Here is a 22,849-nt window from a genome sequence, read left to right on the forward strand (position 1 = left end):
ATCGAACGTGTAGCCGCTCACCGCGGCAGGATCATCTCGGCCATCAAGCCGCCAAGCCGTTCGGATCGCCCGAGTTTCAGCGATCCGCCATGGCGCCGCAGGATGTCAGCGGTGATCGAGAGGCCAAGGCCCACCCCCTGCCCGCGATCCTGATTGCGCGCCGGATCGAGCCGCGTAAAGGGCAGGATCGCCTCTTCGCGGCGTTCGGGCGGGATGCCAGGGCCGTCGTCATGCACCGCGATTCGCCATCCCGTGCGCGCGATCGAGACGGTAATCTCGGCGCGGGTGCCGTAGCGGACCGCATTGCCGATCAGGTTTGCCAGCGCGCGTTTGAGCGCATCGGGACGGAAAGTCGCCTCCTCCTCCGTGTCGCAATCGACGAGCGTCACGTCGCGGCCCATCCGCCGCATGTCTTCCACCACGCCTTCGACGAAGCCGCAGATCGGCAGCGTCTCCGGCTCGCCATGCGAGGCGCCGTCGCGCGAAAAATCGAGGAAGGCATCGACAAGGCGACCCATCTCCTCGACGTCGCGCTCCATCGCGCGGACCTCGTCCGTCTCCTCCATCATCGACAGCCCGAGCCGCAGACGCGTGAGCGGTGTGCGCAGATCGTGGCTGACACCCGAGAGCATCAGCGTGCGCTGCTCGATCTGCCGCTCGATCCGGTTGCGCATGTCGAGAAAGGCGCGGCCCGCGGCGCGCACCTCCGTCGCCCCCGAGACGCGGTAATTCAGGTTGCGCCCCTTGCCGAATTCCTCCGCCGCATGGCTCAGTCTGCGGATCGGGCGCAGCTGATTGCGCAGGAAGATATAGGCGATCAGCGTCATCAGAATGGAAACAAAGACCATCAGAACGAGCAATTGGTGCGGATTCGACGCCGATACCCGGCTGCGCGCGAAGGTCACCGCCAGCGGCCCGTTCGGCGTCTCCTGCACCACCCGCACGGAGTTGGTGGTGTTGTCGAGAACGATCGAGCGAATCTGCGACAGATTCGTGCGCAGGGTCGAGATCACCACGATCCCGGTGAGATCGAAGAAGTTGCGCGTATCGCCCCGCTGCGACGCGAGATCCGTCGGCGCCGGGAATTGCGAGGTGAAGTTCAGTGTCTTGTCGAGCACGTCGAGCCGTTCGCGCGCAACCTCTGCCGTCGGCGCATTGGTCGCGACCTGATCGAGCAGCGCGATCTCGCGCACCATCCCTTCGGTCATCTGCTGCGTGACACGTTCGAAATGGCGCTGGATGAAGACGACGGATACCACCAGCTGGATCGTCACCACCGGCAGAATCAGGATCAACGCGGCCCGCCCATAAAGCCCGCGCGGCATCATCTGTTTCAGCCAGCGAAAATTCATGCCAGAACCCTAGCGATGGCCGCGACGGAGGGAAAGATGGAAGAATTGCAGCCCGGCTTGCGTCGGATCGTGGCTCCGAACCCATCCCCCATGACTTATACCGGCACCTGCACCTATGTCATTGGCACAGGCGAGGTCGCGGTGGTCGATCCCGGCCCCGCCGATCCCGCCCATCTGCAGGCGCTGCTCGACGCGCTCGCCTCCGGAGAGCGCGTCAGCCATATCCTCGTGACCCATGCGCATCTCGACCATTCCCCCGGCGCGCGGCTGCTGGCCGAAACGACAGGCGCGCCGATCCTCGCCTTCGGCCCGCCCGAGGCCGGGCGCGCGCCTGTGATGGCGGAACTCGCAGCGCGTGGACATGCGGGCGGCGGTGAAGGAGTCGATCACGCGTTCGACCCCGACATCCTTGTCGAGGATGGCGAGACGCTGAGCCATGGCGACTGGTCGCTCACCGCGCTGCATACGCCCGGTCATTTCTGCAACCATCTGAGCTTCGCGACGGGCGATGCGCTTCTGACCGGCGATGTGGTTATGGGCTGGTCCTCGACGCTGATCTCACCGCCCGACGGCGATTTGGGCGACTATTATCGCTCCCTCGCGCGCATCGAGGAACTCCGCCCGCGCATTCTCTATCCCGGCCATGGCGAGCCGGTGACCGATCCGCAAACGCTGATCGCGAGTCAGCGCGCACATCGCGACGCCCGCACCGCGCAGATCCGAAGCGCCTTGGCAGAGCGCCCCGCCACCCCGCAGACGCTCACCCGCGCGATATACACTGACGTGCCCGCAGCCCTCCTGCCAGCCGCCGAACGGAATGTCTTCGCCCATCTCGTTGAAATGTCGGTACAAAACGAAGTCATCGCCGCGCCCGACCTGCGTCCGGAGGCGCTATTTTCGCTGACGTGACGAAAGCCTGAATTTTTTCGCCAGAACCCTCTGGACATCCCAATTCGAGATTCATATACACCCTCACATGTTCCGGCGTAGCTCAGCGGTAGAGCAGTTGACTGTTAATCAATTGGTCGTAGGTTCGATCCCTACCGCCGGAGCCATATTCCCCTCCAGGGTGTTGATTTAGCTACAAAAAGCCTTTCATGGCTTCGTAGGTGTGGCATACAGGTGTTCCATCACCCGAGTTTTGCGTGGGTCCGTCCGAAACAAGGGCGGCGCAAGACCATGCACGGCCAACCTCATCTCTCCCGTCGCGGCGCCGCCTATCAATGGCGCCGTCGGATCCGGGTGTTTTCCACAAAATTCGTCGACCTGAAGCTCTCCTTGGGGACGACGGATCGCCGTGTTGCGACTATCTTAGCACGAAAGATTAGTGCGGAGAGCGACACATTAATGGACGGCATCATCAGGACCGAGATTTCCCCTCAGGAGGCGCGCGCCTGGCTGGCGGATGTAATCAAGCGCGAGCGGGCGAAGATCGAAAAGCTGCAATTGCTGCGCCGGTTCGACTCCCTCGATCCGCTCGATGATTTGCGCCAAGACGAGGCCGCGCGAGACGCATGGGCATATCTGGCACGGTCGGGATTGAATGCTGAGGCACCCGAAGGTGCTTCTGATCTGTTGAGGTCGACGATCGACCTGTATCGCCGCGACCTTGCCAGCGATAGCCGCAGGCGCATCATCGCAAGGGAGTTTCAGGATCTGACCGGGCGTCCGGCAAGTTCTGCCTTTGAGGTGGTGACCCTCATGAGCCTACTGATTTCTGGCAAGCGGGCCGCGTGGGCCGGCAACGATACAGCTCTTGAGCCGATCGAGGCCCTGGCCGATGACTTGGCCGCCCAGACACCGTCCGACCTGCTGGGGCCCGAACCGAATTGCGCGGCGCCTAATTTCCCTCCAGAAAATGCGGCGCGAACGCCCTCTGTGGTGTCGCAGCCTGCCCAAGACCCTGCTCTTGATCCCTCGCTCGACGGTGTGATCGAGCGCTTGATCACGATGAAACGCGAGGAAGGTATCGAAGAGAAGACGCTGCGCCAATATCGTAGTTTTGGCGATTTGTTTACGCTTCTCACCGGGATCACGGATATCCGGCGGGTCCGCCAGGCTGATGCGACCGCCTTCCGTGCCGCGCTCTTGAAAATTCCGAAAAGCTGGGGGAAGAGCCCGAAGGATCGCACCGCGACCCGCGACGAGGTTATGGCGCGTGCTGCCGCCCTGCCCGCCGATCAGGTGGGCCTCTCGACCGGCACGATCAATCGGCACCTCGATCATCTCGGTCAGGTCGCGACCTGGGCCGCCGATGAGGGCTTCTTGATCGACCCACGCCTCGATCCGAGCAAGCTGCGCCGTAAGGAAACTGTGCGCGAGAGCGAGAAGAAGGATGCGTTCACCCCACTCCAACTCGAGGCGCTGTTCCAAAACCCGGTCTGGACGGGCTCTGAGACAGAATACTTCCAGACACGTCCGGGCAAGACGATCTATCGCAACGGCATCTATTGGTGCCCTCTGATCGGCGCGGTTACGGGGGCACGGCGCGAAGAGATCGCAGGCTTGTCGCCCGAGGACATTATCGAGGTCGACGGCATTCCTTGCATTTCTATCCGTGAGACTGAGCAGCGCCGTGTCAAAACGCTCTCCTCTTGTCGCACCGTGCCGATCCATATGCGCCTGATCGAGCTCGGGTTTCTCGACCATGTGACGAAGATGAAGCGTGCCGGGCACCCTGATCTGTTTCCGGACCTTCGGGAACCGAAGAGTGGCAAGCACGGCAAGAAACTCGGGCGTCGGATGAGACAAATCATCGATGATACGCTGGGTGCCGATGGCGCGGCGCTATCTTTCCACAGCTTCCGCCACTACGTTCAGAACGCGCTCGAACACGCGGCAATCGACGATAAGATCATTCGCGACATCGTGGGCCATGAAGGGCGCGATATTCACGAGAAGACTTACCACAAGCCGACCCCACCCAACCTGATGCGCCCGGCAATCGATGCTCTGCCACTTTGGGTTTGACGGGGATGTGCCAGACGTTTTTTGGGCGGAAAGCCGCCCTTCGCTGCGTTTTTTTCCAAGGCCTGCTAAACACGCGAACGTCTATTGTGACGATCCCCGCGGTAGTCATAAATAAATGCCTCACCCAAAGAGGGACTAATAGCAAGATGGCTACTTTTTTTGCGCCTTCACGATGCTGATCGCCCCGTTTCGTTCGATGTAGGCGACTTCGACCTCATCTGGGCCACGAAGCCCTTTGAGGCGCAACTGTTCGGTGAGGTCTCGCTCTCCGAGACGGCTTTTTTCGGCGGCCTCCCAATCTACAACACCATTACTGATCAGCCGGACTGGTCGCCCCTTTATAATGTAGGAGAGGAATTCAGAGCGTGGCGCGAGTGCGGCAAGAACCGAGTGAAGCGCTATCAAAAGGGCGGTGGCCACCAGCGTGGGAAGCAGCGGCGCGTGATCTGATCCCCGGAAACTGGACCGTTTGAAGCTGGAGTTTTCCGCTACGCTTCCTTGGCTGGAAGAGGAGTGGAGTCGCATGAAGGCGAGCAAATTTTCGGACGCGCAGAAAGCGTGTCTTCCACCAAAAGCATTCGCATGGCGCGACAGTAGCGCCTTTGGATCGGCCCCGGAAGCGAGCATCGACGCTACGGCGGTCAAGTCAGCATCCTGTCAGTTTCGCGTCAGCATCGGCACAGGCTTGATGGCGCATAAGCGGGGATGCCCGACGGGCTTTGATATTAGGGAGGATCATATGAACTTTAAGCGTCTTTCGACCGCGCTTGTCTGCGCTCTCGGCCTCGCAGCCCCAGCTTTCGCCCAGAGCGTTATCGACCACCCCGAATGCGTGGCTCCGGCCAACCCGGGCGGAGGCTTCGACCTGACCTGCCGCGTGGCTCAGACCGGCCTTGCTCCGCATGTCTCGAGCCCGGTGCAGGTCAACTTCATGCCCGGCGGCATCGGCGCCGTTGCATTCAACCAGTTCAACACGAACCGGGCCGATGACGGCAGCGCCATCGTCGCCTTCTCCACTGGCTCGCTGCTCAACATCATCACCGGTAAATACGGCGCCTTCGACGAGAATTCCGTGCGCTGGGTCGCGACCGCCGGCGCAGATTTCGGCGCAGTGGTGGTTCGCGCCGACAGCGATTACAAAAACCTGAAGGACGTGATGGACGACCTGAGCAGCGACCCGCAGAGCGTGGTTGTGGGCGCCGGCGGTTCGGTCGGCTCGCAGGATTGGATGAAGGGCGCGTTGCTGATGCGCGAGGCCGGCGGCACGCCGATGCAGATGCGCTACGTGGCCTTCGATGGCGGCGGCGACGCGATCGCGGCACTGCTTGGCGGCTCGATCGAGGTATACACCGGGGACGTCGGCGAAATGGTGCCCTATCTCGAAAGCGGTGACATGCGCATTCTCGCCGTCCTTTCGCCTGAGCGCCTCGACGCCCCCTTCGACCAGATTCCGACCGCGAAGGAGCAGGGCTACAACGTCGAATGGACGATCCTGCGTGGCTTCTATATGGGCGGCAAAACCTCGGATGAGGACTACAAGAAGTGGGTCGATGCCTTCAACGCGGCTTACGGCACAGAAGAATTCGCGAAGATTCAGCACGACAAGGGCCTCTTGCCGCTCAATATGTCCGGCGAAGAGTTGAGCGCGTCGATCGAAGAGCGCATGAAAACGCTGCGCGAGATCGCGACTGAAGCTGGCCTCGTCCAGTAAACATTTGCGGAAAGCGCGCAGGGCCGGGTTCCAAAATGGACTCGGCCCTGATCACACACCCGCCACATCCCTGAAAATAGGAGGCCTGGAATGGCCAACCGCATCTTTGCGGCGGTGCTTCTGGTTGTGACCCTCGGCTACGCGGTCATCGCCTTCACCGCGATCAAGGCACCTTTCCAATACGACCCGCTCGGCCCGGAAAGCTGGCCGCGCATCCTGTCGGTCGTCGCGATCCTGTGCCTGCTCATTATCTTGTGGAAGCCTGACGAAGAGGCGTTCGACGTGACGCGGCACGTATGGTTTCGCCTGACCGCTGCCGTGGCGCTGCTCTTCGGCTATGCGGAGCTCTACGAGCCTCTCGGTTTCATCCTGTCGACGATCCTCTTCGGCACGATTGTCTCGGCCATGCTCGGCGCAACGAAACTGCGTGCGCTCGGGTTCGGCGTGGTAGCAGGCATCGCGGGCTACCTGCTCTGCGTCACCCTGATGGACCTCAACCTCCCCGAAGGCGAGCTGATCGCGCCGCTCTTCGAAATCAGCCAACAAGGAGAGAGCTGATGGATACGGTTCTATCCGGTCTTGCGACCGGCTTTTCGGTCGCGCTCGACCCGTTCAACCTCATGCTCGTGATGGTTGGCTGCTTTGTCGGCACATTGATCGGCGCGTTACCCGGTCTCGGGCCGATCAACGGTGTGGCGATCTTGCTGCCCATCGCCTACGGGCTTGGCTTCGCGCCTGAGTCCGCGCTGATCTTGCTTGCCGGCATCTACTACGGTGCCGAGTATGGCGGGCGCATCTCGTCCATCCTGCTCAACGTGCCGGGCGACGCGGGCGCAGTCATGACCACCCTCGACGGCAACCCCATGGCGCGCGCGGGTCAAGCTGGCCGAGCGCTGTCTCTCTCGGCTGTTGCCTCCTTCGCAGGCGGCACTTTCGCGGTAATCCTCATGTCGCTCTTTGCCCCAGCGCTTGCGGGCTTCGCGGTGACCTTCGGCCCAGCGGACTACGTGGCATTGATGGTCTTCGCATTCGCTTCGCTGGCTTCGTTGGTCGGCAAGAGCACGGTCAAGACGCTACTGGGCGCGACCATCGGCCTGATGCTCGCGACCATCGGCATCGACGCCAACACCGGCGTGCCGCGCTACACGTTCGGCCTGCCGGACATCCTTGCCGGTATCGACTTCCTGATCGTTGTCGTCGGCCTCTTCGGCATGGCAGAGCTGCTGACGCTGGTTGAGCACCAGGCCCGCGGCACCCTCAAGTCGCTGCCGGTGGACAAGAGCTTCGTCCGGATGGCCGATCTCGCGGCGACGAAGTGGACCATCGCCCGCGCCTCGGTGATCGGTTTCTTCATCGGCATCCTCCCCGGCACCGGCGCGTCGGTCGCCTCCGCTGTAGCCTATGGCACGGAGAAGCGGATCAGCGACAAGGATGGGACCTTCGGCACCGGCGACGTGCGTGGCCTCGCGGCCCCCGAGGCGGCGAATAACGCAGCCGCCGGCGGCTCGATGGTGCCGATGCTGACGCTGGGCATTCCTGGCTCGGGCACCACGGCAATCCTGCTGGGAGCGCTCTTGATGTTCAACATCCAGCCGGGCCCGATGATGTTCGCGCAGCGCCCGGAAGTGGCGTGGGGCCTCGTTGCTTCGATGTATGTCGGCAATGTCGCGCTGCTGGTGATTAACCTGCCGCTGGTCGGGCTCTTCGCCAGGATGCTGACGATCCCGCAGCATTACCTTACGCCGCTGATCGCAATCCTCGCGTTCATCGGTATCTACACGATCGTCGGAAATCCGCATGACCTGTTCATGATCACCGGGCTGGGGATATTCGGCTGGTTTCTGCGCAAGCTCGACTTTTCGTTGGCGCCAATCATCCTCGGTTTCGTGCTTGGCGGGCTTTTCGAAGACAATCTGCGGCGCGCCCTGTCGATCTCCGGCGGCGACTGGAGCATCCTGTTGTCGAACTGGAAGAGCCTGCTGCTCTACGGTTTGGCGCTCCTGGTCGTGATCCTGCCGCTCTGGCTGGGGCGCCGCGCCCGCGCTGCGGCAGCGCGCGAAGCCGCAATGCACTAGTGCCCGGAATGCTGTTGCGCAACGACTTGCAAGTGGCGGGGCTCACGGGTCTCGCCGCGCTCGGGGGGGCGGCGCTTGCCGCCCTTCTGGGCATTCCGGCCGGCGCGCTTGTCGGCGCCATGCTGACGGTGGCGATGCTGGCGGCGCTCGGTCAGAACGTCGCTGTGCCGGCCATCGCGCGCGACCTTGCCTTCCTCGTGATCGGCATATCGCTCGGTGCAGGTGTTGACGCCTCGGTGGTGCCGCATCTGCCGGGCTGGTCGGTGAGCCTGCTCGGCCTTGCGATGGCGCTCGTGACGACCATGGCGGCGAGCAGCATGCTATTGCGGAAGGTCTTCGGGATCGACTGGCAGACTGCCGTATTGGCGAGTTCGCCTGGCACAATGTCCAATGCGGTGGCCATCGCCGTGGAAGGGAAAGGTGACGCCTCGGCTGTAATGATGCTGCAATTGATGCGACTGATCATCCTCGTCACGTTAGTGCCCCCGATTGCATCGTTCCTCGGGGCATCGGACGCGTCGTCTTCCGTGACGCGTTCCGCGATGTCGTTGCTGGCGCTGGTGGGCCTCTTGATCCTCGGCCTGCCGCTCGGGCGCTACGCGGGCCGGAAGGGCGTCTCTGCCGCCTGCCTGTTGACTGGCATCCTGCTAAGCGGCCTCTCACATGGCGCTGGTCTCGTGCATGGCGCGGCTCCGTCGTGGATGATCTTCCTTGGGTTCACTGTCACAGGTGCGGTTCTCGGAACACGGATCAGCAAGGTAGATCTGCGTTTGGCAATGAAGCTCGTCGGAGCCGGCGCGGTCGTTGTCGGCATGGCGCTTGGCATGGCGGTCGCCTTTGCGCTGATCATCCGGGCGCTCACCGGCTTTCCCTTGGGCCAAATCCTAATTGCCTATGCGCCGGGCGGGGTCGAGGCGATGGCCGCAATCGGCCTTGCGCTGGGATATGACCCGGCCTTTGTAGCCGCGCATCACTTCGCCCGGATCCTCATCCTGCTGGTGCTGGTTCCGGTCTTCCTGTCCCGCAGTCGGAGGCGAGACAATTTGGGGCGCGACAACGACGAGAGCGGTGGGCAGGCCTAAGTTGAACTCCTCCAGTTTTCAATCTTCGAGGCGGCTTCGCCACGCAAGCGTCAAAACCGCGGACCATGGCGGGCTTTTGTCGCGTCTGCAGCGATTGGCGACAAACTGCTCCGCCCAAGGAGGCAATCGTGTTACGCTGCCGCAAGTCAAAATGTCCGATCTTTGACCCGCACCGAACACACCACGGAGTTTTGCGTGGTTTGACATCACTGGGAGTTTGATGGGGCGTATTTCTCTAACGATCCCCCTCAGCGACAAGAGGTGCGAGAATGGGAGCCTTCATTATCGGCCAGATGCAAATTCACAGTCGAGACTGGATGGACGAGTATTTCTCGAAGATACCCGACGTCGTAGAGCAGCATAATGGACAGTTTCTGGCGAGAGGCGGCAACCCCGAGAACATGGAAGGTGAGAACGCGCTTCCTGATGCTGCGTTCATCATCGAGTTTCCAGACCGCAGTTGTGCCAAAGGTTTTTGGAACTCTCAGGAATTCCAAGAGCTTGCCACCTTGCGTCGCTCAGGTTCAACGCTCAATGCGATCTTGGTCGATAAATTGGCATAGGATGTCTTGGCAATGACTGCTGTCCTGTCTCCCTTTTTCGGCGATGAAAAGATACAGGCGCTTCAAAAAGCCAGGGATGAGCAGGTGGCCGAGCTCATGGACATGCCTGGCGCGGTGGTCCACGCCCGCACCTTTTCGAGTGATGATCCGGCGCAACTGGGTTGGGACCGGTTACGAAATAGCATGGCCGACGAGGGCATGATCACGCTTCGCGGTGTCGATGCGCAGACGGTTGAGACTGCGCGCGAAGAGCTGAGCAGCTTCGATCCCAAGCTGCATCTCTGGGACCTGTTCATGGCGGACGCAAATACCATCCGCGACGTCTGCGCAAAAATAACAGATAGCGGACTTCCGGAGGACCTGTCGCGTGTGCCCGACGAAGCGTTGACTCCGCAGAAAGCTCGCGATGTCCAGTCATTCTTGGCAGATCAGGGCATTTCTCCCTTCTCGACGGACGCTCTGCTTGGGAAGCTTTTCCCCGCGCGGCTTATCGCTTTGCAGAGTAGCGACGGGCTCAATATCGGGATGCGTGATACGGCGATCGAATGTTGAAGCCAAAGCGCTCCAAGCCGCACCGAGTTCGGAGCGCTTGCTGCCAATCGGTGGATCGAACGCGTCCAGGTCGTAATGTTCGAGTCCATCGTCATGGGCGAGCACCGAAAGGTCCCGCGGGACCTGAAGCCCGGCTTCCTTCACTGCGGCGTGGGCCGCTCATTGGCTATGCGAGGTTCGACAAGGCAACGCTTAGCGTCGACGCCGCAACGCTAAGCGGCCTGCTTATGCCCCCCTAGCAAATACGCGGCAACTGCTCGCCTACCAGCATATCGACGATGCGCTGACCGCCGAACGCCGTCGTCATCCGCACCTGTTTGTGCCCCTCGACCGCGCGGCCCACGATCACCGCGCCGGATCCCTCGGGTCTCGCGCGCATCGCGGCCAGCGCCGCCTCTGCCTCGGCCTCAGGCACGAAAACCACCAGCCGCCCCTCATTGGCCAGATACAAAGGATCGAGCCCGAGGATTTCGCACATCCCCACCACCTCGGTGCGCAGCGGCAGCGCGTCCTCGACGATCTCGATGCCGCAGCCCGCGGTTTCCGCAATCTCATTGAGCGCCGAGGCCAACCCACCCCGCGTCAAGTCGCGCGCGGCCTTCGCGCCCGGCGCTGCGGCCAGCACATCCGCCATAAGATGCCCCAAGGCAGCGCAATCGCTCTCGATCGCGCTCGACAACGCCAGATCGCCGCGCGCGGCGAGGATCGTCGCGCCGTGATCGCCCAGCACCCCGTTGACGATCGCCACATCGCCGGGCGCGACCAGCCCTGCGGCCATCTCGACCCCACTGGGGATCACGCCGACGCCTGCCGTGGTGACGAACACCACGTCACAGGCCCCGCGCCCGACCACTTTGGTATCGCCGGTGACGATCTTCACGCCGGCAGCCTCGGCTTCGCGTGCCATCGTCGCCACGATCCGGCGCAACAGCGCGATCTCGGTGCCTTCCTCGATGATGAAGGCCGCCGAGAGCCAGAGCGGCTTCGCGCCGCCCACCGCCAGATCGTTCACCGTCCCGCAAACCGCGATCTTGCCGATATCGCCGCCCGGAAACTCGATGGGCGTGACGACATAGCTATCGGTCGTAAAGGCCAGCCGCGCGCCGGGCTCGGCCAGCGCCTCGGCCTGCAGCCGCGCCTGATCCTCCATGCCGGGCGGCGCGAAGACCGAGGTGAACACCTCCTCGATCAGATCCCGCATCGCCTTGCCGCCGCCGCCATGGGCCAGCGTCACCCGCTCGTCGCGCAGAGCCATTCTACCTACCTTCGCCTTGGTTCAAATATCCCCGGGGGAGCGGCAAAGCCGCAGGGGCGGAGCCCCCTCCTCCCTCAATCACTGTCGCCCTCCGGCGACGGGGGCGGAGCCCCGCCCTACTCCGCCGGCTCGACGGCGCGCGCGCCGCCATATTGCCAATAGGCCGCACAGGCCCCTTCTGAGCTCACCATCAGCGCACCGAGCGGCATTTCCGGCGTGCAGCCGCGCCCGAATTGCGGACAGTCCACCGGCTTCGTCCGCCCCGTCATCACCTGCCCGCAGGCGCAACCCTCGGCCTCTTCGACCTCGCGCCGCCCGGTGGCATAGCCAATGCCGAACTTCTCCTCGGCGTCATAGGCCTCGTATTGCGCACGGATGCGCAGCCCCGACTTGTCGATCTCGCCCAAGCCGCGCCATTCAAACGACGGTCGCGTCTCGTAGACATCGTCAATCGCGGCAAGGCTGACCGGATTGCCATGCTCGGGCACGACGCGGGCATATTGGTTCTCGACCTCGGCGCGGCCTTCGGCAATCTGACGCAGCACCATCAATACCGATTGCAGCAGATCGAGCGGTTCGAACCCGGCCACTGCAAGCGGCTTACCGTAATCCTGCGCGATGAAATCGTAGGGATGGATCCCGATCACCATCGAGACATGACCGGGCCCGATGAAGCCATCGAGGCACATATGCGGATCGTCCAAGAGCGCCTTGATCGGCTCGGGCACTTTGATGTGGTTGCAGAACACGCTGAAATTGCCTAAGCCTTCGCGCGCGGCCTGCTGGATCGCGAGCGCCGTGGAGGGGGTCGTGGTCTCGAACCCCAACCCGAAGAACACCACTTCGCGCTCCGGGTTACGGCGCGCCAGCTCCAGCGCGTCGAGCGGCGAATAGACCATGCGGATATCCGCGCCATCGGCCTTCGCCTGCAGAAGCGATTTCTTCGTGCCCGGCACGCGCATCGCATCGCCGAAAGTGGTGAAGATCACGCCCGGACGCTCGGCGATCTCGATGCATTCATCGACCCGCGCGCGCGGCAGGACGCAGACCGGGCAGCCGGGGCCGTGGATGAACTCGATGCCCTCATGGACCAGCTTGTCGAGCCCGTAGCGGAAGATCGAATGGGTATGCCCGCCGCAGACCTCCATGATGTGGACGGGCTTGTCCTTCGTCGCGCCGATCCGGTCGGCCACCTTGGCGATCTCGGCCAGCAGCACCTTGGCGGCTTTCGGATCGCGGAATTCGGATGCGAATTTCATCTGCCTCACTCCCCTGCCAGCGCGGCATCGCCCGCGGCCATCTGTTCCAGCGCCTCCTGCGCTTCGCCAAGATCGCGCAGCGCTTCCAGCGTCTTTTCGGCCTCGTCCTCGTCGATCAGGCTCATTGCGAAACCGACATGGATCAGCGCCCATTGCCCCACGAGCCCCTCCAGCGCGCCCTCGGCCACGCAGGCCACATTCACTTCGCGGCGCACGCCCGACACTTCGGCCATCGCCATCTGGCGCGTCTCATCGGTGATCGCCACGATCTGGCCCGGAATACCCAAACACATCAGTCACTCTCCTCCTCGGTGGCCACCGACGGGTCGGCGATGCCGTAACGATCCAGTTTCGCCCGCAGGCCCACGCGCGACAGGCCCAGCTCGGCCGCCGCACGGCTCTTGTTCCAGCGGTTGCGGGTAAGCGTCTCGCGCAGGATGCGCATCTCCATCAGCTCGATCCGGTCCTTGAGCGTGCCCTCGGCGGTCATCACGTCCTCGGCGGCGCGATCGGCGCCCTCATCCGATGGATCGGCCTGCAGGATGTGGCGCGAGATCAGCTCTGCGCCCAGCACGTTGTCCTGCGCGAAGATCAGCATCCGCGTGACCTCGTTGGTCAGTTCGCGCAGATTGCCCGGCCAGTCGTAATTCTCCAGAAATTCCAGCGCCGCCGCCTCGAACCCCATCACCGGCTTGCCGTGGCTCGTCGCGACCTCCGAAAGGATCGCCTGCGCCAGCATCGCCACGTCGCCCCGCCGCGCGCGCAGCGGCGGGATCGCGATCTCGCCAAGGCTCAACGCATAGTAAAGATCGGTGCGGAACCGCCCCTCGGCGACGCCTGCGCGCAGGTCGCCCGACGCGCCCGCGATCAGTCGCAGATTGGTCGAGACCGCCTCCTGCCCGCCCACCGGGGTCACGACCCCGTCGCGCAGCATCCGGTGTAGCGCAAGCTGCAATGCCGGGCACGCGCCCTCGATCCCGGCCAGATAGAGCGTGCCGCGATCGGCCTTCTGCGCCAGCCCGATCTTGGCCACGCCGCCGGGCAACACGCCGCGCTTGGCGCCGAACAGTTCGACCATCGCGAGATCTTCCGGCATCCCGGATATATTCAATTCGTAGAACGGTTTCTCCGAGCGCAGGGAGCCGTAATGCATCGCGCGGGCCATCTGCGTCTTGCCCGTGCCCGGCTCGCCCGTCATCAGCACCGGCACGTCGAAGCTGGCATATTGTCGCGCGAGAGTGACCGCCGCATTCATCGCGGAATTGGGCGCGCGCAGGATCGTCTCGAATCCCATACCCTCGCGCAAAGACCGACGCCGCTTCTCGACCCGCGTCTCGGTGGTCGAGTTAAGGAACCGCATCTCCAGCGTCAGCCGCTCGTTCTCGCGCGACAGCTGGAACATCCGCGCGGCATTGCGGGCCACCGCCAGCAACTGCTCGGGATGCCAGGGCTTGGCGATAAACTGGTGAATGCCCGCATCGTTGATCGCGGCCACCATCGACGCGCTGTCGGTGTAGCCGGTGATCACGATCCGCACCGTTTCCGGCCAGCGCTCGCGCACCTCGGTGAGGAAATCGACCCCCGAGCGGCCGGGCATCCGCTGATCGCAGAAGATCACCTGCACCCATTCCTCTTCGAGCACCGCCATCGCCTCTTCAGCCCCCGGCGCGGTGAGGATCTCGAACTCGTCCTCGAGCGCCATTTTCATCGCCTGAAGCGAATGGGGCTCGTCATCGACGAGGAGGATGGCCGGGGTCGAGCCGGTCATGACGCGGCCTTCCGGTCGAGCCCGTGCTTGAGCCAATCGAGCCAGGCCTGCATCCCCTCGCCCGTGCGGGCCGAGACGCGCAGCACCTCGATCTCCGGGTTCACGCGCTTGATGTTGGCCTCGTAGAGATCGAGATCGACATCGCAATAGGGGGCCAGATCGGTCTTGTTGAGGATCGCGAGACCGGCGGCAGCGAACATGTCCGGGTATTTCAGCGGCTTGTCCTCGCCCTCGGTGACCGAAAGGATCGCGACCTTCGCATCCTCGCCCAAATCGAAGGCGGCAGGGCAGACGAGGTTGCCGACATTCTCGATGAACAGCAGCGACCCTTCGGGCAGCGCGAGCCGGTCCAGCGCAGTTTCCACCATGCGCCCGTCGAGGTGGCAGCCCTTGCCGGTGTTCACCTGAATGGCCTTCGCCCCGGTCGCGCGGATGCGGTCGGCGTCATTGGTGGTCTGCTGGTCGCCCTCGATCACCGCGAGTGGCGCATCGCTCAGCATCTCGATCGTGCGGCACAGGAGCGTGGTCTTACCCGAGCCGGGAGAGGAGACGAGGTTGGTCGCGAAGATACCCTTCTGCGCCAGTCGCGCCCGGTTCTTCCCGGCGAAATCGTTGTTTTTCGACAGGATATCAGTCTCGATCTCGATCAGACGTTCTTGGCTCATGCCCGGCACTTCGGTGCCTGCCGCCCCAAGGCCGATATGGATATCGCCGTGGTCGTGGTGGTGATGGTGGGGGGCGTGATCGTGAGAATGATGGCCCTGCCCGGGTGCCGGAACTCCTTGCGCGAGTACCGCCAGAGGCGCCGCTTTCGGCACGGCCTGACCGCTCTTTTCCAGATGGGCGCGGAACTGATCTTCCACGCTATGTCCGCTGCATCCGCACACCGTGCACATCAGAGCACCTCCATATCCTTGATCCGCATCTCCTCGCCGCCCTGCGCCAGCAATTTGCCGCCGCCGCAGTTCGGGCAAGGGTCCAGTCGATGTTCGATTTCCACAGTCTCCGCGCAATCATAGCAGAGCGCTTTGCCGGGAATGTCGATAATCTGCAATTCCGCGCCTTCCGCGGGCGAGCCGCGCATCACCACGTCGAAGGCGAATTCCAGCGCGTGTTTCTCGACGCCCGCAAAGCGCCCGATTTCGAGCCGCAGCGTGGTCACGCGCGAAAAGCTGTTGGCCTTGGCCGCATCCTCGATCACGCCGCGGATGCCTTCGGCGATCGACATCTCATGCATCGGCGACCTCCCGCATCAGAACTGGCACGCAGGGATCGAGTATGTCCACTACCAAGCTCGCCAAAGACGCTTTCTCTGCGGGGAGGCTCTCGAGGCTACGCTGCAACATCCCGCCGGGCACCGTCAGATGGTCGGTCGGCGTGATCCGGGTCAGTGCGCTCACACGACCGCCATTCAATCTGACCTGCAAGGTATAGGCGCCACGCGCCGCCGCGACCGAGGCCACGCCCGGCGCGACCCGGCGCGCGGGCGGCGCATCGAAGCACAGCCGATCCAGATCGATCACGCGCCCCAGCGCCCGCCAGAGCGGCCCGCGCCCGTAGCGCGCTTCGGCCTGATGCATCAGATCCGCGTCGCGCACCCGTCCGGCGGCGGAATTTTCCTGCGGCACCAGCGACAAAGGCTGCGACAGGTCGGGCAGATCGGCCACCGCTTCGCCCGGCGCGAAACGCTCCGCGATCGCGGCCAGAAGCGGGCTGATCCCCGCACCGGAACTCAGCCAATCCGCGAGCCGCGCGGGCCGCGCATTGCCCCAGATCCAGCGCTGCAACGCCGCGCCGCCCTTCGACCAATCCGCAGGCAGCGGCATCGGGTCGTGACCGATCAGCGCGGGCCAGCGCAGGCACAGCTTGGAGAGATGGTCGCGCAAAATCTCGCGCCGCGGGTCGCATCCGGCGGCCTCCAGCCCCGTCGCCAGCCGCACCGCGAGGCCCTGCGCCATGCCGCACAGGTTGAACAGGCGCGGCATCAGTTCCGCGACCTCTTCGGGGGTCTTGCCCAGCATCATCGCCTCGACCGGACTCGGCGCGGGCAGCGCAAGCACCGCCTTCAGCCGAGCGCCGTCGCGCGCAATGGTTATGCCGAGCGTCTGGGTCATTCCGCGTCATCCGCCGCGTCGCGCGGCGCTTCCTCGGCCAGACCGGCCGAGATCAGCTTGCGTCGGGTCGGTTGCGCCATCTCCTCGACGCGCGCATCTTCCGCCGCCTGCGCAGCCTCTGCCTCCTCGACCGCGGCAAGCTCGGCCTCGCGACCGGCGCGGATTTCGGATTTGCGATCCGTCTCGGCGCGGTTCTCGTCCTTGAACAGCTCCATCATGATCGCGCGAGCGACATCGGTCGCTTGCATCTGCGTCTGGAAATCGCCCATCGGCGAGAAAAGCGAGCACGCCTTGTAGCCGCCGCCCATCTCGCGGACGTTATGGATGAACTCGTACGTGCCGGACGGGAAATCGATGTTTTCCTTGGCGCCGGGGACCAGCGCCGACCAGTCCTCGCCCTCGCGCGGCAACATGATCAGGTTCATGAACCACGGGCTGACAAGCACACCGAGCCCGCGCCCCTCATGGGAGAGGAAGCCCACCGGCTCGACCGAGAGCGCCTTGTTCACCAAGGGCACGTCGCGCATCTTCGAATGCCAGACCTCGCGGAAATCGGCCGTGAGCTTGGCCACCTGTTCCTCGATCCGGCGCGCCTCCAGCATCGCGGGCGCGCCCGGATCGGTCTGCACCATGAACTGCTCTTTCGGTGCGTCGCAATTGGGGCAATGCCAGTCCTCGGGCAGCATTGAGAACGGCGTGCCGGGCAGGACCTGGCGGAAATCGTCGCCCTCCGCCGGATCGTAAGGCGTCCAGCAGATCTTGCATTCCATGATCGCCTGATCGGAAATCCGGTCATTGGCGCCCATGTAGCTTCCCTCGAACCCCGCGACGCTCATCGGATCGCCTCCAGCACTTCGACGATCCGCTCGGCGGAGTCGACGAGATCCTCTTTCGCGGCGATCGCCACCTCGGGCATCGTGGTCACTTCGAACGTGTCGAGGATCAGCGTGTCCATCGAGTTAAAGAACTGCACCCGCCAGACATGGGGCAGCCCGGTCGCGGTGACGCGGCAATTGCCGTAGCCACGCGACAGTATCGTCACCGCGCCTTCGCCCGTCGCCGCATCCAGCCAGACGAGGTCTTCCTCGGTATGGGGCAGCAGGGTCAGGTTCACCACATGCGGCTCGCCACCCATGAAACTGCCCGATTTATCCTCCAGTTCGGCCATCAGCGCCGGCGCATTCACAACGCCCGGACCGCGCGGATGGGTCTTGCCTTCGGCCTTGCGGAACGGCTCGAAGGCGCGGCTCAGCGCCGCCGAGGGGACCGGACCGACCTCGATCTTGTCGACGCCCGACCCTGCGATCATCCAGACGCCCGCGAAGACCGACTCCTGCACGGCGAGCGCCGGGATACCGCGGATCTTCATCGCGACCTCGCCCTGCCCCATCGTCTCTGCGATGAGCGCGCGGTTCTCCGCGTCGAGATGGCTCAGATCGAAGCTCGCCATGCCGCCTTGCGCCGCCGCCCCGCAGGCCTTCGCCACATCGGCCAGCGTCTTGAGCGCTGGCGTCACGCTGGAAGGGTCGTCGATGTCAGGCATATGCGCCGAATAGGTGCGCATACCCGAAGGGAGCTGCATGTATTCGAGTTGCGCATCCTCGTCTTCGGGTTGCGAGCCGGGACCGAAGCCCATGGGCGGAAGGTGGAAATTGGAAACCATCGTCTCAGCCTTTCGCGGTCAGGATATGAGAGGTGCGGGCGACGTAATCGTCCCAGTCGCGGATCTTCTCGATCGCGCCGAGATACTCGCCCTCGCGGTAGAACAGGAAACCGGGGGCTTTCAGCGCGCGGGTCTGCTGGCGCAGCTCGGTCTCGATCGCATCGCCCACCACCGCGCAGTCGAACGCGTGCTGGAAGGCCATGCGGATTTCCGGCAGCACCACGGCGGCGTCGGGGGTCTCGAGGTTGCGCTTGGCGTCGCCCGGAATGAACAGGCAATGCGCCCCGGGACGCGCGGTGAACTCGGCCACATCGGACATGTTCGCCAGAAGCGGATAGCCCATCTCGTCGATCAGGCGGGTTACCAGCGGGTGCATCGCGCCCGAGGGCTGGGCAGTATCGGGCATTGCGAAATCGTGCATGTGTCTCTCCTCAGGCAGTCGTTTTGCCGGCATCGCGCGCGGCTTGCAGATGGGGCGGCAGTTGCGGCTCGCGGGCGTCGAGATCGGCGAAAGCATCGCCCAGATCGCCGCCCTGCATCAGGGCCCGCAGCCCGCCAAGCGCGGCCGCGATCTTGGTCGCCTCGTCCTCGGTGATCACCTCGCGAGAAGCCCCGAGAAAGGCCAGAAGCCAGTCGCCGGGCTTGGCGTCGGGCGTCAGCGACAAATCGATGATGCCGGGCTGCCCCTCTTCGAGAACCTCGCCGCGGATGCCATCGACCGCCACCAGTTGAACCGGGATTCCGACGCACATCAGGCACGGACCTTCTCGGCGCCGGGGAAGAAGCGGTGATCGCCCATCCGGCAGGCCTCGCCCTCGGTCGGGCGGCCCCCTTCGTACGCGCCACGACGGATCGAGGCATCGGCAAGGTCATCGGCCTGCGTCACGCCTGCCGCGACCGAAATACCCCAGCGCGCCAGTTCGGCTTCGCATTCGCGGATCGCGGGCTCGATCTGGGCGGCGACCGCAGGGCGCAGACCGCCACCGTAATCCTCCAGCTCGACCGGCTGGCAGCCGATCAGCGTCAGCTTCGCCGGGCAACGGTTCATCAGCTGTGCGGTGGCGATCACGTCCTGAAAGCCGGTCTGGTGCAGGCTCATTTTCTTAGCGCCCATGAAGGCGGGCACGTCGTCGTCGCGCAGCACCCGCATCTCACCCGGCTCCAGCCCGAAATCGATCGCATCGAAGACGATCAGCGCATCGGCCTCTTCAAGAAACGGCAGCAGATACAGGCCCTGCGTGCCGCCATCCAGGAGCTTGACGTTGTCCGGCACGGCGCGGGTCTCGGCCATCACCTCGACGCAGCGCACGCCGAAGCCCTCATCCGCCCAAAGAACGTTCCCGATACCCAGAACGAGCACCCGGTCCGGCGCAAAATCCGACATGATTTCCTCCCTCTCCCCGAGGCGGCAAGCGCGTTGCCATCCTCGCCTCGAATCGACAATAGGCTTTGCAGAGGGGCGGGTTTCACGGAAATCGCGCGGAACTGCGACAATCTGTCTAGCCATTGTTTTTACGAAATTTTCTTTGGAACTACGCCACTATCAAAGCCACCAATGTGGAAACTATATTTCCACCTAAGCGAATTTTTCGCAATGCAATCTTCCACCGGCAGCGCAACGCTGGAAACAGCTCGAATCCGCGCCAGAATGCAGAACGGGCGCGGATTGCCCCGCGCCCGTTCGCCCTACCACCGCACGAACCGTTACTCGATACGATCGTCCTTAAACGTCCGGTGGCCGGAGATCATCGTGGAGACCATCGACTGACGGCTCATGATGTCCTCGCGGATCGCCGCGTAGATGTGCACGATCATGAAGATCACGATGGCCCACATTCCCAAATGGTGCAGCGTGTGCAGCCTCTGTGAGTTCTGCACGAGGCCAAGCACCCAGCCCATCAGCGTATCGGGCAAAGAACCCTGCCCCGCGCCTTCCGCGTAGAGCGCCCAGCCGGTGATCAGCATGAAGGTGATCCCGAGCGTCATGAAGAAGAACATCGCAAGCTGTGCCAACGGGTTGTGGCCGACGTATTTCTTCGGCGTCTTTTCGAGGAACGCATACCAGCGCAGCTCGTGCCCCAGCTCTTTCCACCAGCGCTTGCGCCAGACCGGCACGTAGAATAGCTGGCGGGCGTGGTGATTGCCCACGAAGGCCCAGTAGATGCGCCCAAAGAAGATCACCGTCAGGACCTGCGCCGCCGCGAAATGGCCGAAGCGGATATAGCCCATGACGAATTGCTCGGTCGCTTCGCCGATCTGCAGCGACGGCAGGGGCGCGCCGATCAGGAAACCGGTCACGATCAGCACCGTGATCATCAGCGCGTTGAGCCAGTGCCAGAGGCGCACGGGCGCCTCGTAGACATAGACGGAAGTCCGGCGGCGGATCGAGTCGAGATCTTCCTCGGTCGCGTCGCCGGTCAGGCGGGAGGCCTCGAAGGCCCCTGTCGCCTTGGGGTTTGGCGTGTGGATCGTGTCCTCCATCGCCCTTACTCCTTGCGGACGCGCTTGACGGCGCGGGCGATCTCGACGGCCACATAGGCCAGGGCGATCGCGCCGGCCGCCATCGCGACATGGGCGATGGTGTGCCCTTCCGCGCCGGGGGCCACAGCGTGGCCCGGATGGGCCAGCGCAGGACCTGCGATCATGCTGAAAGCAAATGCGAGTTTCTTCATGATTTCCTCCTCCCTCAGCGCACCTTGACGGTGGTGAGCTCTTCGCCGTCGGGCGACATCACATGGGTCGAACAGGCAAGGCACGGATCGAAGCTGTGCAGGGTGCGCAGGATTTCGACCGGCTCTTCGGGACGCTCCACCTTGGTGTTCATCAGCGACGCCTCGAAGGCACCGATATTGCCCTGCGTGTCACGGGGCGAACCGTTCCAGGTGGTGGGCACGACGCATTGGTAGTTCTCGATGCGCCCGTCCTTGATCTTGACCCAATGCCCCAGCGCGCCGCGCGGAGCCTCGGTCATGCCGACGCCCTTGGCCTCTTTCGGCCAGCTCGACGGATCCCACTTCTCGACATTGGCGGTGCTTTCGTCGCCATTCTTGATGTTGGTCATCATCTTGTCGAAGAAGTGCCGCTGCAGACGCGAGCAATACTCGGATTCCAGCGCCCGCGCCGCGGTCCGGCCCAGCGTCGAGAAGACCGCGTTGAACGGCAGGTCCATCTTGCGCAGCAGACCGTCTACCTGGTTCTTGATGTCTTCGTGACCCTTGGCGTAGCCCACGACGTAACGCGCGAGCGGACCGACCTCCATCGCGTGCCCCTTCCAGCGCGGGGCTTTGATCCAGCTGTATTTCGCAGCCTCGTCAAGCTCAATGATATTGGTCCGCGTGCCTTTGGCGTTCGGCCCGAGCTCGTATTGCGGCTCGGTCACGCCATCCCACGGGTGCAGGCCCTTGCCGGGCTCGCCATAGGTGTACCAGGAGTGATCGACGAATTCCTGCACCTGCTCGGGGTCGCGCGGATCGACGTCATGCACCTCGTTGAGGTTGCCGTTGATGATCGCGCCACGCGGCAGGTGAAGCTGCTCGGGCGAAAAGTCGTTCGGGTTCTCGGGAATGTCGCCATAGGCAAGGCAGGCCTGCGACGACAGACCGCCGCCATAGAGCCAGTTCTTGTAGAAGCCGCCGATCGCGATCACGTCGGGGATATAGACGTTTTCGTTGAACTCCTGACACTTGTCGATGATCGAGGAGACGAGGTTCAGCCGCTCCATGTTGATCGCACCGACCGAGCCGACGCCGTCGATATTGATCGGGCACGGCACGCCGCCCACCAGCCAGTTCGGGTGCGGGTTCTTGCCACCGAAGATGGTGTGAACCTTCACGATCTCCTTCTGAAGATCGAGCGCCTCCAGATAGTGCGTCGTTGCCATCAGGTCCGCTTCCGGCGGAAGCAGATAAGCCGGGTTGTCCCAATAGCCGTTTTTGAACAGCCCGAGCTGTCCGCTTTCGACGAATTTCTTGAGACGGTTCTGCACGTCCCGGAAATAGCCTGGGGAGGAGAGCGGATGGCTCGGGCTGACCTTCTGCTGCAGCTCCGAAGTCGCCTTCGGGTCTGCGCGCAGGGCGTTGACCGGATTGACCCAATCGAGCGCGTGCAGGTGATAGAAATGCACGATGTGGTCATGGATCTGCAGCGCGAGCTGCATCATGTTCCGGATCGAATTCGCATTGTCGGGGATCTGGATCCCCAGCGCATCTTCCACCGCGCGGACCGAGGTCAGCGCATGGGTGCCGGTGCAGACGCCGCAGATCCGCTCGGTGAAGGCCCAGGCGTCGCGCGGATCGCGGCCCTTCAGGATCACTTCCAGCCCGCGCCACATCGTGCCGGTCGAGACCGCGTTGGTGATCATGTTGTTTTCGTCCACATTCACTTCGCAGCGCATGTGACCCTCGATCCGGGTCACCGGGTCGACAACGACCCGCTTGCCCGAATTGTCCATCGTGTAGCCGTTCGGCGTGTTGAGAACCGACATGG

At 63.6% G+C, this 22,849-nt stretch carries 25 protein-coding genes and 1 tRNA gene; 9 read left to right on the forward strand and 17 right to left on the reverse strand.

The window, feature by feature from the left end; translation table 11 throughout:
- Nucleotides 1-17 precede the first annotated feature (17 nt).
- A complete protein-coding gene (locus B6V76_RS03470; RefSeq protein ID WP_088718739.1) occupies nucleotides 18-1,352 on the reverse strand; it encodes an ATP-binding protein in 1,335 nt (444 codons plus the stop codon).
- Nucleotides 1,353-1,388: 36 nt separating this feature from the next.
- Here B6V76_RS03470 and B6V76_RS03475 point away from each other — a divergent pair, with 36 nt between their 5' ends.
- From B6V76_RS03475 to B6V76_RS03485, 3 genes are all read left to right on the forward strand, one after another.
- Nucleotides 1,389-2,261, forward strand: coding sequence for an MBL fold metallo-hydrolase (locus tag B6V76_RS03475; protein WP_240497794.1), 873 nt, complete (start codon nucleotides 1,389-1,391; stop codon nucleotides 2,259-2,261).
- A gap of 71 nt (nucleotides 2,262-2,332) precedes the next feature.
- Nucleotides 2,333-2,407, forward strand: a tRNA-Asn gene (locus tag B6V76_RS03480).
- Between the two features lie 292 nt (nucleotides 2,408-2,699).
- Nucleotides 2,700-4,322 (forward strand): site-specific integrase, encoded by a 1,623-nt coding sequence (locus tag B6V76_RS03485; RefSeq protein ID WP_240497795.1) that lies wholly within the window; start codon nucleotides 2,700-2,702, stop codon nucleotides 4,320-4,322.
- Between the two features lie 150 nt (nucleotides 4,323-4,472).
- On the opposite strand, the gene B6V76_RS03490 is transcribed toward B6V76_RS03485, so the two are convergent.
- On the reverse strand, nucleotides 4,473-4,967 hold the full coding sequence (locus B6V76_RS03490) for a YetF domain-containing protein (protein ID WP_088726670.1): 495 nt from the start codon (nucleotides 4,965-4,967) through the stop codon (nucleotides 4,473-4,475).
- Between the two features lie 94 nt (nucleotides 4,968-5,061).
- On the opposite strand from B6V76_RS03490, the gene B6V76_RS03495 reads away from it, so the two are divergent.
- From B6V76_RS03495 to B6V76_RS03520, 6 genes are all read left to right on the forward strand, one after another.
- Nucleotides 5,062-6,033: a tripartite tricarboxylate transporter substrate-binding protein gene (locus B6V76_RS03495; RefSeq protein ID WP_088726671.1), complete on the forward strand. Its 972-nt coding sequence runs from the start codon at nucleotides 5,062-5,064 to the stop codon at nucleotides 6,031-6,033.
- A 90-nt stretch (nucleotides 6,034-6,123) separates the two neighbouring features.
- Nucleotides 6,124-6,591, forward strand: coding sequence for a tripartite tricarboxylate transporter TctB family protein (locus tag B6V76_RS03500; RefSeq protein WP_038145371.1), 468 nt, complete (start codon nucleotides 6,124-6,126; stop codon nucleotides 6,589-6,591).
- Entirely contained in the window at nucleotides 6,591-8,108 is a 1,518-nt protein-coding gene (locus B6V76_RS03505; RefSeq protein ID WP_038145372.1) for a tripartite tricarboxylate transporter permease, read from the forward strand. The genes B6V76_RS03500 and B6V76_RS03505 overlap by 1 nt, the downstream gene beginning before the upstream one ends.
- An 8-nt stretch (nucleotides 8,109-8,116) precedes the next feature.
- Nucleotides 8,117-9,190: an AbrB family transcriptional regulator gene (locus tag B6V76_RS03510; protein ID WP_088726672.1), complete on the forward strand. Its 1,074-nt coding sequence runs from the start codon at nucleotides 8,117-8,119 to the stop codon at nucleotides 9,188-9,190.
- A 269-nt stretch (nucleotides 9,191-9,459) separates the two neighbouring features.
- Nucleotides 9,460-9,753 carry a DUF1330 domain-containing protein gene (locus B6V76_RS03515; protein WP_038145373.1) on the forward strand — a complete coding sequence of 98 codons (294 nt, stop codon included), beginning with the start codon at nucleotides 9,460-9,462 and terminating at the stop codon, nucleotides 9,751-9,753.
- 12 nt (nucleotides 9,754-9,765) lie between these two features.
- Nucleotides 9,766-10,305: a hypothetical protein gene (locus tag B6V76_RS03520; RefSeq protein ID WP_202900103.1), complete on the forward strand. Its 540-nt coding sequence runs from the start codon at nucleotides 9,766-9,768 to the stop codon at nucleotides 10,303-10,305.
- 235 nt (nucleotides 10,306-10,540) lie between these two features.
- Here the strand turns inward: B6V76_RS03520 and hypE are convergent, their stop codons facing one another.
- The 15 genes from hypE to B6V76_RS03595 form a co-directional block, all read right to left on the reverse strand.
- Nucleotides 10,541-11,560: a hydrogenase expression/formation protein HypE gene (gene hypE / locus B6V76_RS03525; RefSeq protein WP_038145374.1), complete on the reverse strand. Its 1,020-nt coding sequence runs from the start codon at nucleotides 11,558-11,560 to the stop codon at nucleotides 10,541-10,543.
- Nucleotides 11,561-11,676: 116 nt separating this feature from the next.
- The gene (gene hypD, locus B6V76_RS03530) at nucleotides 11,677-12,819 is read right to left on the reverse strand and encodes a hydrogenase formation protein HypD (protein WP_038145376.1); all 1,143 of its coding nucleotides are present in this window, start codon (nucleotides 12,817-12,819) and stop codon (nucleotides 11,677-11,679) included.
- 5 nt (nucleotides 12,820-12,824) lie between these two features.
- Nucleotides 12,825-13,112 (reverse strand): HypC/HybG/HupF family hydrogenase formation chaperone, encoded by a 288-nt coding sequence (gene hypC / locus B6V76_RS03535; RefSeq protein ID WP_038145377.1) that lies wholly within the window; start codon nucleotides 13,110-13,112, stop codon nucleotides 12,825-12,827.
- Nucleotides 13,112-14,587, reverse strand: coding sequence for a sigma-54 dependent transcriptional regulator (locus B6V76_RS03540; protein WP_088726673.1), 1,476 nt, complete (start codon nucleotides 14,585-14,587; stop codon nucleotides 13,112-13,114). Before B6V76_RS03540 ends, hypC begins: the two co-directional genes overlap by 1 nt.
- Nucleotides 14,584-15,483, reverse strand: a complete 900-nt coding sequence (gene hypB / locus B6V76_RS03545) for a hydrogenase nickel incorporation protein HypB (protein ID WP_088726674.1) — start codon at nucleotides 15,481-15,483, stop codon at nucleotides 14,584-14,586. Before hypB ends, B6V76_RS03540 begins: the two co-directional genes overlap by 4 nt.
- The gene (gene hypA / locus B6V76_RS03550) at nucleotides 15,483-15,824 is read right to left on the reverse strand and encodes a hydrogenase maturation nickel metallochaperone HypA (protein ID WP_078520435.1); all 342 of its coding nucleotides are present in this window, start codon (nucleotides 15,822-15,824) and stop codon (nucleotides 15,483-15,485) included. The genes hypB and hypA overlap by 1 nt, the downstream gene beginning before the upstream one ends.
- The gene (locus tag B6V76_RS03555; protein WP_088726675.1) at nucleotides 15,817-16,701 is read right to left on the reverse strand and encodes a hypothetical protein; all 885 of its coding nucleotides are present in this window, start codon (nucleotides 16,699-16,701) and stop codon (nucleotides 15,817-15,819) included. Before B6V76_RS03555 ends, hypA begins: the two co-directional genes overlap by 8 nt.
- A complete protein-coding gene (gene hybE, locus B6V76_RS03560) occupies nucleotides 16,698-17,537 on the reverse strand; it encodes a [NiFe]-hydrogenase assembly chaperone HybE (protein WP_088726676.1) in 840 nt (279 codons plus the stop codon). The genes B6V76_RS03555 and hybE overlap by 4 nt, the downstream gene beginning before the upstream one ends.
- Nucleotides 17,534-18,364 carry a hydrogenase expression/formation protein gene (locus tag B6V76_RS03565; protein WP_038145385.1) on the reverse strand — a complete coding sequence of 277 codons (831 nt, stop codon included), beginning with the start codon at nucleotides 18,362-18,364 and terminating at the stop codon, nucleotides 17,534-17,536. The genes hybE and B6V76_RS03565 overlap by 4 nt, the downstream gene beginning before the upstream one ends.
- Before the next feature lie 4 nt (nucleotides 18,365-18,368).
- Complete coding sequence (locus tag B6V76_RS03570) at nucleotides 18,369-18,785, reverse strand: hydrogenase accessory protein (RefSeq protein WP_078569979.1); 417 nt, start codon at nucleotides 18,783-18,785, stop codon at nucleotides 18,369-18,371.
- A 10-nt stretch (nucleotides 18,786-18,795) separates the two neighbouring features.
- Nucleotides 18,796-19,116, reverse strand: coding sequence for a HypC/HybG/HupF family hydrogenase formation chaperone (locus B6V76_RS03575; RefSeq protein WP_038145386.1), 321 nt, complete (start codon nucleotides 19,114-19,116; stop codon nucleotides 18,796-18,798).
- On the reverse strand, nucleotides 19,116-19,748 hold the full coding sequence (locus B6V76_RS03580) for a HyaD/HybD family hydrogenase maturation endopeptidase (RefSeq protein ID WP_038145388.1): 633 nt from the start codon (nucleotides 19,746-19,748) through the stop codon (nucleotides 19,116-19,118). The genes B6V76_RS03575 and B6V76_RS03580 overlap by 1 nt, the downstream gene beginning before the upstream one ends.
- A gap of 320 nt (nucleotides 19,749-20,068) precedes the next feature.
- Nucleotides 20,069-20,845 carry a Ni/Fe-hydrogenase, b-type cytochrome subunit gene (gene cybH, locus B6V76_RS03585; RefSeq protein ID WP_038145390.1) on the reverse strand — a complete coding sequence of 259 codons (777 nt, stop codon included), beginning with the start codon at nucleotides 20,843-20,845 and terminating at the stop codon, nucleotides 20,069-20,071.
- A gap of 5 nt (nucleotides 20,846-20,850) precedes the next feature.
- Nucleotides 20,851-21,036, reverse strand: coding sequence for a hypothetical protein (locus B6V76_RS03590; RefSeq protein ID WP_038145392.1), 186 nt, complete (start codon nucleotides 21,034-21,036; stop codon nucleotides 20,851-20,853).
- Nucleotides 21,037-21,050: 14 nt separating this feature from the next.
- The gene (locus tag B6V76_RS03595) at nucleotides 21,051-22,847 is read right to left on the reverse strand and encodes a nickel-dependent hydrogenase large subunit (protein WP_038145393.1); all 1,797 of its coding nucleotides are present in this window, start codon (nucleotides 22,845-22,847) and stop codon (nucleotides 21,051-21,053) included.
- Nucleotides 22,848-22,849: the final 2 nt, after the last annotated feature.

It is taken from the genome of Thioclava sp. IC9 (assembly GCF_002213225.1).
GTDB lineage: Bacteria > Pseudomonadota > Alphaproteobacteria > Rhodobacterales > Rhodobacteraceae > Thioclava > Thioclava nitratireducens.